The organism is Roseibium hamelinense, from assembly GCF_007830545.1.
In the GTDB taxonomy this organism is placed as follows: domain Bacteria; phylum Pseudomonadota; class Alphaproteobacteria; order Rhizobiales; family Stappiaceae; genus Roseibium; species Roseibium hamelinense.
Map to the genome: position 1 here is coordinate 626,967 of NZ_VLLF01000001.1, position 16,054 is coordinate 643,020.

Annotated in this window: 18 protein-coding genes; 6 read left to right on the top strand and 12 right to left on the bottom strand. The window is 58.0% G+C overall.

Features of this window, described 5'->3' with window-relative positions; all coding sequences use genetic code 11:
• Window positions 1–152: 152 nt before the first annotated feature.
• On the top strand, window positions 153–623 hold the full coding sequence (locus JM93_RS03000; protein WP_145340560.1) for a hypothetical protein: 471 nt from the start codon (window positions 153–155) through the stop codon (window positions 621–623).
• A 51-nt stretch (window positions 624–674) separates the two neighbouring features.
• Here JM93_RS03000 and ntrC read toward each other — a convergent pair whose 3' ends face one another.
• Genes ntrC through dusB form a run of 3 tightly spaced genes read right to left on the bottom strand, consistent with a single transcriptional unit; the run spans window position 675 to window position 4,303 of the window.
• Complete coding sequence (ntrC, locus tag JM93_RS03005) at window positions 675–2,117, bottom strand: nitrogen regulation protein NR(I) (RefSeq protein ID WP_145340561.1); 1,443 nt, start codon at window positions 2,115–2,117, stop codon at window positions 675–677.
• A 12-nt stretch (window positions 2,118–2,129) separates the two neighbouring features.
• Window positions 2,130–3,275 carry a two-component system sensor histidine kinase NtrB gene (locus JM93_RS03010; protein ID WP_145340562.1) on the bottom strand — a complete coding sequence of 382 codons (1,146 nt, stop codon included), beginning with the start codon at window positions 3,273–3,275 and terminating at the stop codon, window positions 2,130–2,132.
• Window positions 3,272–4,303, bottom strand: coding sequence for a tRNA dihydrouridine synthase DusB (gene dusB / locus JM93_RS03015; RefSeq protein ID WP_145340563.1), 1,032 nt, complete (start codon window positions 4,301–4,303; stop codon window positions 3,272–3,274). The genes JM93_RS03010 and dusB overlap by 4 nt, the downstream gene beginning before the upstream one ends.
• 138 nt (window positions 4,304–4,441) lie before the next feature.
• On the opposite strand from dusB, the gene JM93_RS03020 reads away from it, so the two are divergent.
• The 5 genes from JM93_RS03020 to JM93_RS03040 all read left to right on the top strand — a co-directional run bounded on the left by JM93_RS03020 (window position 4,442) and on the right by JM93_RS03040 (window position 7,983).
• The gene (locus tag JM93_RS03020) at window positions 4,442–5,692 is read left to right on the top strand and encodes a bifunctional 2-C-methyl-D-erythritol 4-phosphate cytidylyltransferase/2-C-methyl-D-erythritol 2,4-cyclodiphosphate synthase (RefSeq protein ID WP_145340564.1); all 1,251 of its coding nucleotides are present in this window, start codon (window positions 4,442–4,444) and stop codon (window positions 5,690–5,692) included.
• 15 nt (window positions 5,693–5,707) lie between these two features.
• Window positions 5,708–6,232, top strand: a complete 525-nt coding sequence (locus tag JM93_RS03025) for a CinA family protein (RefSeq protein ID WP_145340565.1) — start codon at window positions 5,708–5,710, stop codon at window positions 6,230–6,232.
• Window positions 6,233–6,323: 91 nt separating this feature from the next.
• Window positions 6,324–6,809: a hypothetical protein gene (locus tag JM93_RS03030; protein WP_155213857.1), complete on the top strand. Its 486-nt coding sequence runs from the start codon at window positions 6,324–6,326 to the stop codon at window positions 6,807–6,809.
• Between the two features lie 130 nt (window positions 6,810–6,939).
• Window positions 6,940–7,416: a hypothetical protein gene (locus JM93_RS03035; protein WP_145340567.1), complete on the top strand. Its 477-nt coding sequence runs from the start codon at window positions 6,940–6,942 to the stop codon at window positions 7,414–7,416.
• 129 nt (window positions 7,417–7,545) lie between these two features.
• Entirely contained in the window at window positions 7,546–7,983 is a 438-nt protein-coding gene (locus tag JM93_RS03040) for a hypothetical protein (RefSeq protein WP_145340568.1), read from the top strand.
• Window positions 7,984–8,005: 22 nt separating this feature from the next.
• Here the strand turns inward: JM93_RS03040 and JM93_RS03045 are convergent, their stop codons facing one another.
• The 9 genes from JM93_RS03045 to pdhA all read right to left on the bottom strand — a co-directional run bounded on the left by JM93_RS03045 (window position 8,006) and on the right by pdhA (window position 16,035).
• On the bottom strand, window positions 8,006–8,458 hold the full coding sequence (locus JM93_RS03045) for a type II toxin-antitoxin system RatA family toxin (RefSeq protein ID WP_145340569.1): 453 nt from the start codon (window positions 8,456–8,458) through the stop codon (window positions 8,006–8,008).
• A gap of 35 nt (window positions 8,459–8,493) precedes the next feature.
• A complete protein-coding gene (lipA, locus tag JM93_RS03050; protein WP_145340570.1) occupies window positions 8,494–9,489 on the bottom strand; it encodes a lipoyl synthase in 996 nt (331 codons plus the stop codon).
• A 54-nt stretch (window positions 9,490–9,543) separates the two neighbouring features.
• The gene (locus tag JM93_RS03055; protein WP_145340571.1) at window positions 9,544–9,981 is read right to left on the bottom strand and encodes an acyl-CoA thioesterase; all 438 of its coding nucleotides are present in this window, start codon (window positions 9,979–9,981) and stop codon (window positions 9,544–9,546) included.
• A gap of 13 nt (window positions 9,982–9,994) precedes the next feature.
• Window positions 9,995–10,234, bottom strand: coding sequence for a GlsB/YeaQ/YmgE family stress response membrane protein (locus JM93_RS03060; protein ID WP_145340572.1), 240 nt, complete (start codon window positions 10,232–10,234; stop codon window positions 9,995–9,997).
• A gap of 15 nt (window positions 10,235–10,249) precedes the next feature.
• A complete protein-coding gene (locus tag JM93_RS03065) occupies window positions 10,250–10,498 on the bottom strand; it encodes a GlsB/YeaQ/YmgE family stress response membrane protein (protein ID WP_145340573.1) in 249 nt (82 codons plus the stop codon).
• Window positions 10,499–10,674: 176 nt separating this feature from the next.
• Window positions 10,675–12,123 carry a dihydrolipoyl dehydrogenase gene (gene lpdA / locus JM93_RS03070; protein WP_145340574.1) on the bottom strand — a complete coding sequence of 483 codons (1,449 nt, stop codon included), beginning with the start codon at window positions 12,121–12,123 and terminating at the stop codon, window positions 10,675–10,677.
• 73 nt (window positions 12,124–12,196) lie between these two features.
• Window positions 12,197–13,555 carry a pyruvate dehydrogenase complex dihydrolipoamide acetyltransferase gene (locus tag JM93_RS03075; RefSeq protein WP_145340575.1) on the bottom strand — a complete coding sequence of 453 codons (1,359 nt, stop codon included), beginning with the start codon at window positions 13,553–13,555 and terminating at the stop codon, window positions 12,197–12,199.
• Window positions 13,556–13,572: 17 nt separating this feature from the next.
• Window positions 13,573–14,964: a pyruvate dehydrogenase complex E1 component subunit beta gene (locus tag JM93_RS03080; protein ID WP_145340576.1), complete on the bottom strand. Its 1,392-nt coding sequence runs from the start codon at window positions 14,962–14,964 to the stop codon at window positions 13,573–13,575.
• Between the two features lie 15 nt (window positions 14,965–14,979).
• Complete coding sequence (pdhA, locus tag JM93_RS03085) at window positions 14,980–16,035, bottom strand: pyruvate dehydrogenase (acetyl-transferring) E1 component subunit alpha (protein WP_145340577.1); 1,056 nt, start codon at window positions 16,033–16,035, stop codon at window positions 14,980–14,982.
• Window positions 16,036–16,054: the final 19 nt, after the last annotated feature.

The following is a 16,054-nucleotide window of genomic DNA, read 5'->3' on the forward strand; positions in this document are numbered from 1 at the left end:
GCCTGTTTTTGTTTAGAAAGATTCTAATTTTAGATGCGCAGCGGACTTTCAGGCCTATTCAAAAAACTAAAAGCGCAGGTTTGCAAAGCGGTCCCCAACGTAGGAAGGTTGCACACAGACATTCCCCGCTTTGAAAGCCCCTGGATCATTTCATGCGTCACACGTCCAACACCCTGACCCGCCGCATCCTGGCCTTGCCGGGCCAATTTCTGGTTGCCCTGATCAACGCGACGTCCATTTTGGTGATTGTCGCGGCTGTTCTGGTGATTGTCATGCTCAACCGCATTGAAACAGCAAGCGAAACGCTTGCAGCAGCAGCAACCGAAGCCGCTCTTGCACGGATGGAAATCGCGCCCGGCGATTTGAAGGCCAGGCTGGACGGGCTTGAAATGCGGATTGAAACTCTCACCCAGGCCCTTAAGAACCCGGATCTACCGCAGGCTCCCGCCCTGCGTGAAGACCTGAACCGCCTCAACAACAACCTGGCGCAGCTGAATAAGTCTGCGCAAGCGCTGTCTGCCGCCGGACCGGAGCTGACCGAAAACGCTCTAAAGCAGGCAGGCAACAGTCTGACAGAGATCGTCCTGGCGTTGTCGAGGTGTTATTCCGGCACTGATCAATGACCCAGGCCGTTCACGCCTGAAAGAGCCATTTTCCGCAATCGTGCCCGCTGTTCATCGGGACGGGCGCAACACCTGAATGTCCAGATCCCTGATTTTTTTACGCAACGTGTTCCGATTGACGCCCAAAAGCTCCGCCGCCTTGATCTGGTTGCCCCGTGTTGCAGCCAGAGCCGCGCTGATCAGCGGGTATTCCACTTCGCGCAATATCCGGTGATACAGCCCCGGAGGCGGCAAGGCATCGCCGAAAGTATCGAAATATCCCGTCAGGAACCGCTCCACCGAGCCCCCCAAATTTGCAGCTTCTTCGCTTTCCTGCTCGATCGGAACCGTTGCCGGCTGGCTCAACTCATGTTCGAGCAGGCTTTCGCTGATGACATCCTGCGGGTAAAGCGCCGCGAGCCGCCGCACGAGATTTTCCAGCTCACGCACATTGCCCGGCCATCGATACCGGCGCAGCAAATTGAGTGCCGCCTGATCCACCTGCTTAGCCGGCAGTCCCTCCTTTTCGGCAAGGGTAAAGAAATGCCGCACGAGATCGGGAATATCCTCGACACGCTCCCGCAGAGGCGGCAAGCGGATCGGCACGACGTTCAGGCGAAAGTAAAGGTCCTCACGGAAAAGCCCTTGATTGATCAGATGGCGCAAGTCCTTGTTGGTGGCCGCAACGATCCGCACATCTGTTTTGATCGGTACGCGCCCGCCCACAGTGGTGTATTCGCCCTGTTGCAGGACACGCAGCAAGCGGGTCTGGGCTTCCATCGGCATGTCGCCGATCTCGTCCAGGAACAACGTTCCGCCATCTGCCTGCTCGAACCGGCCGGAACTGCGCACCTGTGCCCCGGTAAAAGCGCCTTTCTCGTGGCCGAAAAGCTCGGCCTCTATCAGGTCGCGCGGAATCGCCGCCATGTTGATTGCCACAAACGGGCCATTGCGGCGCTTGCCGTAATCATGCAGTGCTTTGGCCACCAGTTCCTTGCCGGTCCCGGATTCGCCGTTGATCATGACGGTCAGATCGGTTTGCATCAAACGGGCGAGGACCCGGTAGATCTCCTGCATGGCGGGAGACCTGCCAACCAGGGGCATCCCCTCGCCCATATCCTCATCGTCGTCGACCGGACGGCGCACTTTCGGTTCTTCGAGCGCCCGGCCGACAATGCCGGTCAGTTCTTTCAGGTCGAACGGCTTTGGCAGATATTCATAGGCGCCCTTTTCGGAGGCCTTGATGGCCGTCATGAACGTGTTTTGAGCGCTCATCACAACAACAGGCAAATCGGGCCGCAGCTTTTTTATGCGCGGCAGAACATCAAAAATGTTTTCGTCCGGCATCACCACATCGGTGATCACCAAATCACCATCGCCGGAACTGACCCAGCGCCAAAGCGTCGTCGCATTCGACGTCATCCGCACCGTGTATCCGGCGCGCGACAGCGCCTGGTTCAACACCGTACGGATAGCAGCATCATCATCGGCAACAAGGATCGTGCCAGTGGGCATGGTCGATTGGTCCTATTTGGCTTCGCGCGGATTTGGCGCTGGTATGTCGGAGCCGGCAAAGGCCGGCATCAAAATACGGAACCTGGTTTTTCTCGGCTGGCTGTCGCACTCGATGACACCGCCATGATCGCCGATGATTTTTGCAACCAGGGCGAGCCCCAGGCCTGAACCGTTTGTCTTTGTCGTAATAAAAGGTTCGAAGAGATGCGGGATCAGATCATCGGGAACGCCGGGACCGTTGTCTTCGACGCAGAACTCGAGCGGAAGACTAACCCGCTCTTCAGTGCCTGGCACAGACAGCCGAACGCCGGGTCGGAAAGCGGTCGAAATACGGATCTCGCCGTCCACCGCCCCGCCGATCGCCTCGCTCGCATTCTTGATGAGATTGAGAAACACCTGGATCAACTGATCCTTGTTGGCGTAGACCGGCGGCAAAGACGGGTCGTATTCTTCGTGAATCTTGATTTCCCGCGCGAATCCGCTGTCGGCAAGGCGCTTCACGTGATCAAGCACCACGTGAATGTTCACCGGATCGCGGGCAATAGGCCGCTCGTCGGAAAACACCTCCATACGGTCCACCAATTTCACAATCCGATCGGTTTCATTGGTGATCAGCTGGGTCAGTGCCCGGTCTTCGTCGGGAACGGATTGCTCAAGCAGTTGTGCTGCGCCGCGAATTCCGGAAAGCGGATTCTTGATTTCATGGGCCAGCATCGCGGCAAGACCGGTAACCGTTCGGGCCGCACCGCGCGATGTGAGTTGCCGGTCGATCTTTTCCGCCATGGTGCGTTCCTGAAACATCAGGACGACGGCTCCCGGGCGGTTAGCAACCGGTGCCGCATTGATGTCGACGACCCTGGGCGCGCCGATCCGGGGAGATCCGATGTCAACCTTGTACTCATTGACCGCCGCGCCCCGGTCCCGGACCTGCTCGATCAGGGTCAGCAACGGACTGCCGAACGGAACGAAATCGCTGATCGGATGGCGGCGGAGCACGGCCACGCTCGAACGCATGAAGATCTCGGCGGCCATGTTTGCCGATTCAATGACGCCGTCAGGCGCAACAAGCAGAACCGGATGCGGCAAGGCATCAAGAATGACCGGTCCATCGCTGGAAAGGGTTTCGGCGCGGCCCGCCGCGAGCTGGGTATCGGTCATGCCGCGCTCCGCACACCGGGCTCGGCAAGGCAGATCTCCAAGGCAGACAGGACTTCAGACGGTTCGGTCGATGTCATGATTCGGCGTTTGATCCCGGCGTCGGGCTGCACTGCGGGCATCGCCGCATCCAGGTACCAGCCAAGATGCTTCCGGGCAATACGCAGCCCGAGATAGGTTCCGTAATGGCTCAAGATATCCTCATAGTGGCCGGTCACCAGATCACGGAACTCAGCGCCCTGCGGCGCTTTCAACCGATCGCCAGTGTCGAGATAATGGGAAATGTGGCCTGGCAGCCAGGGTTTTCCATAGGCGCCACGCCCGATCATGACAGCGTCCGCGCCAGATGCCGCCAGCACCTTATCCGCCGTCTCGAAAGATACGCAATCACCATTGGCAATCAGAGGAACCGAAACAACGTCCTTCACTGACCTAATGGCGTTCCAATCAGCCTGACCTTTGTAAAACTGGCACCGGGTCCGCCCGTGCACGGTGATCATCTGAACGCCCGCATCCTCCGCCCGTTTTGCCAATTCAGGCGCATTCAATGAGCTGTCATCCCACCCCAGCCGCATCTTGAGGGTCACCGGCACCTCGACAGCTCCGACCGTCGCCTCGATCAGCGTCAAGGCATGATCGAGATCGCGCATCAGAGCCGATCCGGAATAGCCGCTGGTCACCTTCTTCGCGGGGCAACCCATGTTGATATCGATGACATCCGCACCAAGACCTTCGATCACTTTAGCCGCTTCAGCCATCCAGCGTGCTTCCCGGCCCGCGAGTTGCACGACATGCAGCCCCCCCTCTTGCGCTTCCGTGCGCATCTGGGTTTCCGCATCGCCTTTGACAAAGGACTCGCTGGCGACCATTTCACTCACCACCATCCCCGCTCCGTAGCGGGCCGCAATGCGCCGGAACGGCAGGTCGCTGACACCGGACATCGGCGCAAGGACTGCGCGGCCGCAAAGCCTATGCGGCCCGATCTTTATACCGGCGGTTTGAGTGGTGTCGCGCAAGGGCTTATTGCTCATAACGTGTGCACTTTATATTTTGCCCATATAATAGACATTAACATCAAAGCGGCAAGCGGAATTTGCTTCCCGGACAACAACATGGTTCAAGACGCCCTTAGCAGAGAATTGCCGCCATCCTGTAACTATGAGGGGTTCATGACGGGTCAAATTGCCGCTTTGATCGTGGCGGCCGGACGCGGCAGCCGATTTGGCGCAACCGCCTCCGAAGCACCGAAGCAATATCAGCTCCTCTCCGGACGGCCGGTGCTGAGCCATACACTGGATGCGTTTCTCCGTCACCCAAGGATTGGTACCGTTGCTACTGTTATCGCGCCGAATGATCTGGCGCACTATGAAGCGGCAATCGCAGCCCTTACAGCACCAGCTCGGAAATTGGCGCAACCGGTCCATGGCGGCGAAAGCCGGCAAGTCTCTGTACATAACGGCTTGAAAGCTCTCGAGATTGCGCGCCCCAACCTGGTGCTGATCCATGACGGAGCCCGCCCTCTTGTCACCTCTGAGGTGATTGATGACCTGATCGGCACATTGCAATCCGGAGCCCAGGCCGGTCTTGCTGCCGTTCCGGTGTTCGATACCTTGAAGCGGCGGCCCGAACACGGCGGTCCGCTCGAAACCGTTGACAGGACGGGCCTTCACGCGGCTCAGACACCCCAGGGGTTTCGCTTTTCCAGCATTCTTGAAGCCCATGAAGAAGCGCTTTCCCACGGCTTGCATCACTTTACCGATGACACCAGCCTTGCCGAATGGCGCGGTTTGACCGTCCAACTGTCTGCCGGCGACCCGGAAAACATAAAGATCACAACCCGTGAAGATCTCGACCGCGCGGAACGGATTATGAAGATGAGCAAACCTGATCACGAACCGGCACCGCTGTCTCGACTTGACGATGTGCGCATGGGAACCGGTTATGATGTCCACGCCCTGGAGCCGGGCGACGGTATCATGTTGTGCGGGGTTAAAATCCCTTTCGACAAAAGGCTGAAAGGCCATTCGGATGCCGATGTCGCACAGCATGCCGTCACTGATGCCATCCTTGGTGCGATCGCCGACGGCGACATCGGCATGCATTTTCCGCCATCAGATCCACAGTGGAAGGGTGCGTCCTCAGACCAGTTTTTGAAGGACGCAATCCGCCGCGTCCGCCAGCTGGGTGGGCAGATTGCCCATATCGACGTGACGATTGTGTGCGAGGCACCCAAAATCGGCCCGCACCGTGATGCCTTGCGTTCCTCGATGGCAAAGATTACCGGACTGGACAGGAGCCGGATCTCAGTCAAGGCGACAACCTCCGAACGACTTGGGTTTACCGGGCGATCGGAAGGCATCGCGGCCATGGCGAGTGCGACGGTGCGCCTCCCCTTTTCGGACACGCCCTCCCCGGCTTGAAGGAGCGGACTTCAGATGACCACGCTTTCCCTCCAACAATACGAATTCCTGCTCGCCCGGGCCGAGACCGTCATTCAAGCCTGCAACAGCCGTGGCTTGATGCTGGCGACGGCAGAATCATGCACCGGCGGCTTGATAACGGGTCTCCTGACTGAAATTTCCGGCTCCTCTTCCGTTGTGGATCGAGGCTTCACCACCTATTCCAACGAGGCCAAACACGAGATTTTAAATGTTCCTGAGCCCCTGCTGGCCGAGTTCGGCGCTGTGAGTGCGCCTGTGGCAAAGGCGATGGCGGAAGGAGCTTTGAAAAACGCACGTGCGGATATCGCTGTCGCCGTGACCGGCATTGCAGGCCCCGGCGGCGGCAGTGCTGAAAAACCTGTTGGGACTGTTCATTTTGGATTGGCAGCCAAAAACGGCAGGGCACATCACGCGCATTACGTATTTTCGGATCTCGATCGCCAGGGAGTTCGCGCAGCGACTATCAACACTGCGTTTACGATGATCCTAAAGGAATTAGATAAAATAACGGGGGACTGATTTTATATCCCTAAATGTGCCTCTGGTAAGCCCCGCGCAAGAAACCGCGTGAAACCTGACAGCGCAAAGCGATATGACGTTCGAGACGAAAATGAAGAGCCTGATTGTTTCAGGACTGCTGATTGCCGCCGGGACCTCTGGTGTATCCGCGTCAGGAATCCCGTCTGTAGGCGATTTCTACCTTATCGCACGCACAGACGCCGGAATGTTCCGCAGCAGCCACAAGATCTTCAAACGTCCGTCCCGGGGCCTTCACGAAGTTGTCTATTGCAACAGGACATACTGGGTTCGGCCCTACACTGTCGCCTGGAGCGAAATACAGGTCGAGGGCGGCTGGCACGTGCGCGTTGAGTATAATCAGGGCAAAGGCTGGTTTCCGATCTGCGAGGATCCGGAACGTCAGGTTTCGCTGAAGGACATCGGGATAGACCTTAACCCCCGCGAAGTAGCCTATGACACTGGCGACCAATCGTCAGGCGCAAGCCGATTTGGTGAAATTGGCCGGACATTCCGGGCGCTGAACGGCAGCAGCGCGACTACCGACGCGAACAAAACTGACGCTACGGCAAATCGATAAAATTGCAATCAAATGCCCTCGGTTACACCAAGGCTTTATTGAAACCCAGCGTTTAAAACCAGAGCCTGCAAGGCTTGGCGATGAATGATTCATGCGGCCAACGCCCGCCATAACGTGGACACAGTGGAAAATGTTTAGATTTTTCCAAGTGATGGCCATGATCGCCATTGCTTGTACAGCAGCAAAAGCCGAGGCGTTGCCGGAAACCGGCGATGTTTTCATGATTTCGCGCGGCGCCAATGGCACCTTTCTCGGAAGTCATAAGATTTTCCTTCGGGAATCCGATGGACTGGTTCAGGTGACATATTGCGGCCGTGAATACTGGGTCCGGCCCAAAACCGTGGCATGGAGCGAACTGGAAATCGACAACCGTCACGATGTTCGGGTCGAATTCAACAAGGGCCGAGGCTGGATGCCGATCTGCAATCGGCCGACCCAGTATGTCACGCTCAAAGATCTCGGCATCACAATGGACCCCGTTTTGATCGTGCGGTCGAACGGCGAAGAACTCAAACGAGTCAATCGGTTCTCAGCAGTCAGCGAATCGTTCCGCAAAGGTGACCGGTCCCTGCGCGGACAGTCGACTTTTCACGATCGCGCCAACTGATGTGAATATCGCAATTAGTAAACGAAAGTTAACGATTTTAGGTTACGAAGAGTAATCAAGCTCCAGGCCAGATTGAGGGGGTAATGTCTGGGCTGGATTGGCAGATGCGGTCCAAGGGTGGAGATCACGATGCGTGCCTTATTGCCCCTTTTCCTTTCCTGTTGCTTCGTTACCGAAGTCAATGCACAGGTGGTCGCAGCTCCGCGCGGCGACTACTACATGCGCTCAGAGCATACCAACGGCGCCTTCAACGGTATCCATCAGCTTTTGACCCAACCCAGACCGGGATACATCCGCGCAGTGTACTGCGATCGTGCTTTTTACGTGAGCACAACAACTGTCCTTTGGTCGGAACAGGAAGCCGAGGCAGGCCGGAGGTTGGTCATCGAAAGCAATTACGGGCGCGGCCGCGAGCTGTTCTGCGAACCGGAAGCGGCCATGCTGAAGGCCGAAAATCTTGGGATCTCGCCAGCGGAAGTGGAAGAGATCCGCGAAGAAGAAGATCCGCCGACCGATATGCGCAACCGACTGCGCACGATCCGCGACGCTTTTAAGGATTATCAGTAGACGCGCTTGACGAGCGGCTGCCTCAAACGCCGTAGACCTGGTCGGCCCGCGCCTCAAACGCGCTTGAAAATTTCCGGAACGCGCGGTCAAACATTACGCCCATCAAGGAGCCCAGTGTCCGGCTCTTGAATTCATAATCGATGTAGAACCCGACGGTGCAGATGTCCTCGCCGGCGTCTTCGAATGTCCAGCGGTTTTCCAAGTGCTTGAACGGCCCGTCAAGATACTCCACCAGGATTACCTTCTCTTCCGGCCGCAATTCCACTCGGCTTGTGAAGGTTTCCTTGAACAGCTTGTAGGCAACGGTCATATCGGCGACCAGAATGCTTCGCCCGCCCTCCAGTTCCTTGCGCCCGCGCACATTGAGATTTTGGCACAGGGGAACGAATTGAGGGTACTTTTCAACGTCGGCGACAAGGTTGAACATGTCTTCCGCGTTGTGGTTCACCTTATGCGAGGAGGAGAAGCTTGGCATATCTTACAAGGTCTGGTCGCCGCGAGTGGTTCCGGTCAGTGTCCGAGCTTGGCTTTGCGGGCCGCGCGCAGATCAGCGAAATCTTCACCCGCATGGTGTGAAGACCGGGTTAGCGGGCTTGCCGAAACTTTCAAGAAGCCTTTTGCGTAAGCAATGCGCTCATAAGCCTTGAACTCCTCGGGCGTGACGAACGACATCACCGGATGGTGTTTTTTTGACGGCTGCAGATACTGACCAATGGTCAGAAAATCGACATCGGCCGACCGGAGGTCGTCCATCAGCTGCAGAACTTCATTCCGCTCTTCCCCAAGGCCGACCATTATGCCGGACTTGGTGAACATTTCCGGATCCTGCTCTTTCACCTGCTGCAGCAGGCGGATCGAGTGGAAGTAGCGCGCTCCCGGACGGACTTTAAGATACTTCGACGGAACGGTTTCCAGATTGTGGTTGAATACATCCGGCTTCGCGTTGACGACGATATCAAGCGCACCTTCTTTGCGCAGAAAGTCCGGCGTCAAAACCTCGACAGTGGTTTTCGGCGACTTCTCGCGGATGGCGCGGATCACATTTGCAAAGTGGTCCGCACCGCCGTCATCAAGATCGTCACGGTCGACGGATGTGATCACCACATGTTCCAATCCCATGCGGTAGACAGCTTCTGCGATGCCGGCCGGCTCGTTTGGATCGACCGGACCAGGCATGCCCGTGCGCACGTTGCAAAATGCGCAGGCGCGGGTGCAAGTGTCACCAAGGATCATGAAGCTGGCGTGTTTCTTCGACCAGCATTCACCGATATTCGGACAGCCGGCTTCTTCGCAGACGGTCACCAGATTGTTTTGGCGCACCACTTCCTGCGTCTCGCGATACACCGGTGATGTCGGTGCCTTGACCCGGATCCATTTCGGCTTGCGCTGGACCGGGTTGTCCGGGCGGTGTGCCTTTTCCGGGTGGCGTGGACGTGCAGGTTTTGCGTCGTCCTCTTCGGAACGCGGATCTGCGGTGCGGGTGAGCGTGTCGACGATCGTAACCATGCCGTTTAAGTGTCGCTTTTCCGGTGAAAGGTCAAGGTTCCAATGGCGTAGCAGCTATGCGCCCGGCGCAAAAGCCATCATCCGGTTCAGGCTATCGACAGCCTTTTCGGACAGGGGTTTGGACTTTCGGGTCGCGAAGTCGGTCTGGACGATGGTCGACACAGCAAAACCTGCGAGGGTCTCACCTTGGAATATGCCCTGCTCAAGGCCGAAGGAGCTGCGGCCAACACGCATGACCCGCGTCCCGACATCAACCGTTCCGGGCCAAGTGATCTCGGCGATAAAGTCGAGTTCCAGCCTGACTATGACAAAGGCCGCCCCGGCATCGACCAGCGCGCCCTTGCCATCATAAAGCATGCCGATCCGGCCGGCTTCCAGAAAGGTAGCAAACACCGCGTTGTTGACGTGGCCCTGACGGTCAAGATCACGGTAGCGCAGTTTTTCACTCACCTTGACTGGAAAATCGTCGAGCGTCACTGAAGGTGCAGTCATCCAGCAAGCCTTTCTATTTGAACAGCTTTTTCCAGACGAACAGGAACAGGATCGCCCCGAGAACGGCGATAATCAGCCGATCAAGGAAACCGCCGGTGACGTTGAGGTTCAACATCGACGCAAGCTCACCGCCGACAAGAGCGCCGACAAGACCGACCACAAGGCTGCCCAAAAAACCGCCCCGGCTGTTCAACACGCGGTGAGCAACGGCGCCCGCAATCAAGCCGATGATGATTGTGATGATCAAACCCATCAAAAGGCCTTTCCGTTATTTTATGAACCGCGCGAGAAGCACGACGACAATCGCGCCAATGGCAGCGACAACGATCTCATTCACATAAACATTGCCGAGATTCAGGTTGATCCCGAGGAAGTTAAACAAAAAACCGCCGACGAATGCGCCGATCAGGCCGGTTATCAGATAGCGGACCAGGCCGCCTCCGCCGACGATAATGCTCGCAAGCCATCCGGCGATGATGCCGATCGCGACCCAAATAAGGATTGCCGTGCCACTCATGTGAAGTTCCTTCCCCGTCAATCAGCCAGAGCATTCCGGCGGCCCGGTCAAGGGCGCCGCGCCGCCGCCGGTCTAGCGCATCGCAGTGCTTCGTGCCAGTGCGGCTTTCTTCAGAAGGATTTGGGGCCACCGGGCCGGGCGTTACTTTTCGCCACGCACCGGCAGCCTGCTCAGTCTTATGCGTTCAAAACCCGCCCATAGGCATCCAGCACAGATTCCTTCATCATTTCCGACAGGGTCGGGTGCGGGAAGATTGTGTGCATCAGCTCTTCTTCTGTCGTCTCCAGGTTCATGGCAACCACAAATCCCTGGATAAGCTCGGTCACTTCCGCACCAACCATATGCGCGCCAAGAAGTTCACCGGTCTTCTTATCAAAGATGACCTTGATCATGCCGTTGTCTTCGCCGAGTGCGATTGCCTTGCCATTGGCATTGAACTGGTAGCGCCCGACGCGAATATCCCGGCCCTGTTCCTTGGCCTTGGCTTCGCTCAAGCCAACCGAGGCGACCTGTGGATTGCAGTAGGTGCAGCCTGGGATCTTGCGGTGGTCCATCGGGTGGACGCCTTCGACACCTGCGATCTTTTCAATGCAGATGACCCCCTCATGCTCCGCCTTGTGGGCCAGCATCGGAGGCCCGGCGACATCGCCAATGGCGTAGATGCCAGGCACATTGGTCTTGCCGTATCCGTCAATGACGATGCAGCCGCGGTCGGTTTTCACACCGAGCTCTTCCAGGCCAAGGTTTTCGATGTTGCCCTGGACGCCGACAGCAGAAATCAAGTTATCAGCCTTGATCTGGGTGGTCTTGCCGTCCTTGGTCTCGACATGGGCCGTGATGCTGTCGGAGGCCTTGTCGACTTTGGTGACCTTGGCTTCGGTCAGGATTTTCAGACCGCGCTTTTCCAGTACCTTGCGGGCGAATTTCGAGATTTCCTCATCTTCGACCGGCATGACGTTTTTCATCAGCTCGACGACGGTGACATCCACACCCATGGAGCGATAGAAGGATGCGAATTCGATACCGATCGCGCCTGATCCCATGACCACCAGAGATTTCGGCATCTTGGACGGTTTCATAGCCTCAAAATAGGTCCAGATCAGCTTACCGTCCGGCTCGATACCCGGCAGAGCACGCGGGCGGGCGCCAGTCGCCACGATAATGTGCTTGGCGGTGTAAGTGCCCTCGCCTTTGACGCCTTTTGGCACCGGGTGCTGCGGCTCGACGGCCGGCTTGGACGGCTTGCCGACAACGATCTCACCGGGCTTTTTGAGCTTGGCTTCGCCCCAGATCACATCAATCTTGTTCTTTTTCATCAAGAACCCGACGCCGCCGTTGAGCCGGGCGGACACGCCGCGGGACCGGGCAACGACATCTTTGACGTCCGCTTTCATGGTGCCCTCAAGCGTCAGGCCGAAGCTTTTGGCATGATTGGCGTGGTCCATGATTTCAGCCGACCGCAGGAGCGCTTTTGTCGGGATACAACCCCAGTTCAGGCAGATACCGCCCAAGTGTTCGCGTTCGACGATTGCTGTTTTCAAGCCCAACTGGGCTGCGCGGATTGCGGTGACGTAACCGCCGGGTCCGGACCCGATGATGATCACGTCGTAGTTGGTGTCAGCCATGGCGATTTCCCCGGCGCATGAAGTCTGTTTCGAAAAAGGCGCGGCAGTCCGGCCGCGCCTTGCGATGCATGCCTCAGACCAGCATGCTCATCGGGTTTTCGATGTAGCCCTTGAATGCTGCAAGCAGCTCGGCCCCGAGCGCGCCGTCCACACACCGGTGGTCGGTCGACAGTGTCACGGACATAACGGTCGCAACCGCCAGCTCGCCGTCCTTGACCACCGGCCGTTTTTCACCGGCCCCAACGGCCAAGATGGTCGCATGCGGCGGGTTCACGACCGCCGAGAAGTTCTTCACGCCCATCATGCCCATGTTGGAAACAGCTGTCGTGCCGCCCTGGTACTCTTCCGGCTTAAGCTTGCGGTCTTTGGCACGCTTGCCGAGATCCTTCATCTCGTTGGAAACGACGGACAACGGCTTTTCTTCCGCACGGCGGATGATCGGTGTGATCAGGCCGCCAGGAATGGCGACGGCAACACCGACATCGGCGTGCTTGTGCTTGACCATGTTGTCGTCTGTCCACGACACGTTGGCATCCGGCACATCGCGCAAGGCAAGCGCCAGCGCCTTGATGGTCATGTCGTTGACCGACAGCTTGTAGGCTGGGTTGCCGTCCTTGTCCTTGGAGGCAGACGCATTGAGCTGCGCCCTCAGGGCCAAAAGGGCATCCAGTTCACAGTCCACCGACACATAAAAATGCGGGATGGTCTGCTTGGACTCGGTCAGGCGCTTTGCGATGGTCTTGCGCATGCCGTCATGCGGCACAAGTTCGTAAGACCCCTCTTCGTAGAGCTTGAGCACCTGATCGGCAGACGGTCCGCGCGGCGCGGCGGCTGACGGAGCAGCTGCTGCAGGGCTGGGCGCAGCTGCCGCAGGCGCAGCCTTTCCGGTGCCCTTCTCCATTGCCGCTTCGATGTCTTTCTTGACAATGCGCCCATGCGGGCCGGAGCCGGAAATCTGGCCGAGATCCAGACCGTTCAGCTTGGCAAGGCGGCGCGCCAGTGGCGACGAGAAAATGCGCTTGCCATCAGCGCCCTTGGGCGCCGGCATGGGATCAGTCGCCGCTTCCGCGCCGACCGGAATCACGTCCTTGGCACCGGCGTCCGTTGCCGGGGCTGCGTCCGATTTCGCCTCGGCGGGGGCAGCTGCCGGAGCAGACCCGCCGGATGAATCGATGGCACTCGCATCTTCCCCGTCCTCAAGAAGAACGGCAATCAATGCGTTGACCTTGACGCCCTCAGTGCCTTCCGGAACGACGATTTTTCCGAGCTTGCCCTCATCGACAGCTTCCACTTCCATGGTCGCCTTGTCGGTCTCGATCTCTGCGATGACGTCACCGGCCGAAACCGTGTCGCCTTCTTTGACAAGCCATTTGGCCAGATTGCCCTCTTCCATCGTCGGAGAGAGCGCCGGCATGGTGATGTTGATTGGCATGACCGTTTCCCTCGCCCTTAGCTGGTGTAGGTGACGGCTTTGGCCGCATCGATGACTTCCTGAACATTGGGAAGCGCGAGCTTCTCAAGGTTCGCCGCATAAGGCATCGGAACGTCCTTGCCCGTGACACGCAGGATCGGTGCATCCAGGTAGTCAAAGGCCTGTTCCTGGACCTGGTAGGCAATTTCCGAAGAGACCGAGCACATCGGGAAAGCTTCCTCGATGGTCACAACCCGGCCCGTCTTGCGAACCGACGCCAATACGGTGTCGATGTCAAGCGGACGAATGGTCCGCAGATTGATCACCTCGGCGGAAATACCCATGCCGGCCAGTTCTTCGGCTGCCTTCAGCGTGTAGGTCATGCCGATGCCCCAGGACACCAATGTGATATCCGTGCCGGCGCGTTCGATTTTGGCCTTGCCGATCGGCAAAACGAAATCATCCATGTCCGGAATTTCGAACGAATGCCCGTAAAGGATCTCGTTTTCCAGGAAGATGACCGGGTTTGGATCACGAATCGCAGCTTTCAAAAGGCCTTTTGCATCGGCAGCCGAATAAGGCTGGATGACCTTCAGGCCCGGTACATGCGCATACCAGGATGCATAGTCCTGGGAGTGCTGAGCCCCAACGCGGGCCGCAGCGCCGTTGGGCCCGCGGAACACGATCGGCGCGCCCATCTGGCCGCCGGACATGTAGAGAGTCTTTGCTGCTGAGTTGATGATCTGGTCGATCGCCTGCATGGCGAAGTTGAAGGTCATGAACTCGACAATCGGCATCAAGCCCGCCATCGCGGCCCCGACGCCGAGACCGGCGAAACCGTGTTCTGTGATCGGCGTGTCGACAACCCGCTTCGCACCGAATTCGTCCAGCAGTCCTTGGGTGATCTTGTAGGCGCCCTGGTACTCGGCAACCTCCTCACCCATTACGAACACATCACCGTCACGGCGCATTTCCTCGGCCATGGCATCGCGCAGGGCTTCACGTACGGTGGACGACTTCATTGCCGTGCCTTCCGGCACTTCCGGATCTTCGGCCGATTCGGGTGCTGGCGCTTGCGGTGTCGGGGCTGCAGCCACCGGAGTGGGTTCGGACTTCGCCTCGGCCGGGGCAGAAGGTGCCTCGGCCGGCTCCGAAGAGGAGGCACCGTCCAGTGCGCTGGCATCTTCCCCTTCGCCCAGCAAAATAGCGATCTTCTCGTTCACCTTGACCGCGTCGGTGCCCTCGGCAATCAGGATCTTGCCAAGCGTGCCCTCATCGACAGCTTCCACTTCCATGGTTGCCTTGTCGGTCTCAATTTCGGCAATCACGTCGCCCGCAGAGACGGTGTCGCCTTCGGCTTTGAGCCACTTGGCGAGCTTTCCTTCTTCCATGGTCGGCGACAGGGCCGGCATCAGAATATCAATCGGCATGATGTCTCCCCCGCCTTAAAGCAAAATGTCTGTATAGAGTTCGGACGGATCCGGCTCCGGATCGGTCTGCGCAAATTCAGCAGATTCGGCGACGGCGGCGCGCACATCCTTGTCGATGCCCTTGAGCTCGTCTTCCGTTGCCCACTTGTTGTCGAGCAGACGCTTGCGGACCTGTTCGATCGGATCGTGTTCGGTCCGCATCTTTTGCACTTCGTCTTTTGAGCGGTATTTTGCAGGGTCGGACATGGAGTGTCCGCGGTAGCGATAGGTCACCATTTCGAGGATGTAGGGCCCCTTGCCCTCCCGGCACCATTCAAGCGCCTTTTGCGAGGCCGCCATAACGGCACGCACATCCATGCCGTCGACCTTTTCGCCCGGTATTCCGAACGACGCACCGCGCTGGGACAAATCGGTCATGGAGGATGACCGCTCTACGCTCGTTCCCATTCCGTACTTGTTGTTCTCAATGACATAGATGACCGGTAGCTTCCAAAGCTCGGCCATATTGAAGCTCTCATAAACCTGACCCTGGTTGGACGCACCGTCCCCGAAGAAGGTCATCGAGACATTACCGTTTTCGCGGTATTTATTTGCAAACCCGAGCCCGGTACCAAGAGACACCTGCGCGCCGACAATGCCGTGTCCGCCGTAGAAGTCTTTTTCCTTGGAGAACATGTGCATCGAGCCGCCCTTGCCTTTGGACAAGCCGCCGCGGCGTCCGGTCAGTTCAGCCATCACACCCTTGGGGTCCAGCCCCATGGCCAGCATGTGCCCATGATCCCGGTAAGCTGTGATCATTTGGTCGCCGTCGACCTTGGCCATCTGCATGCCGATCACAACGGCTTCCTGGCCAATATAAAGGTGGCAGAATCCTCCGATCAGGCCCATACCGTATAGCTGGCCGGCCTTTTCCTCGAAACGCCGGATCAGCAGCATCTCCCGGTAGGCGTGAAGTTCCTGGTCCTTGTCGAACTCGATGATCGCGGGCGCTGCGTTTCTCGCGGCGCTGCGGGACCGGCTGGAGGCGCTTTTTGTGCGCGTGCCGGCGGAAGTCTTACTGCTTGCTGCCATATCCCTCATCTCAACGTGA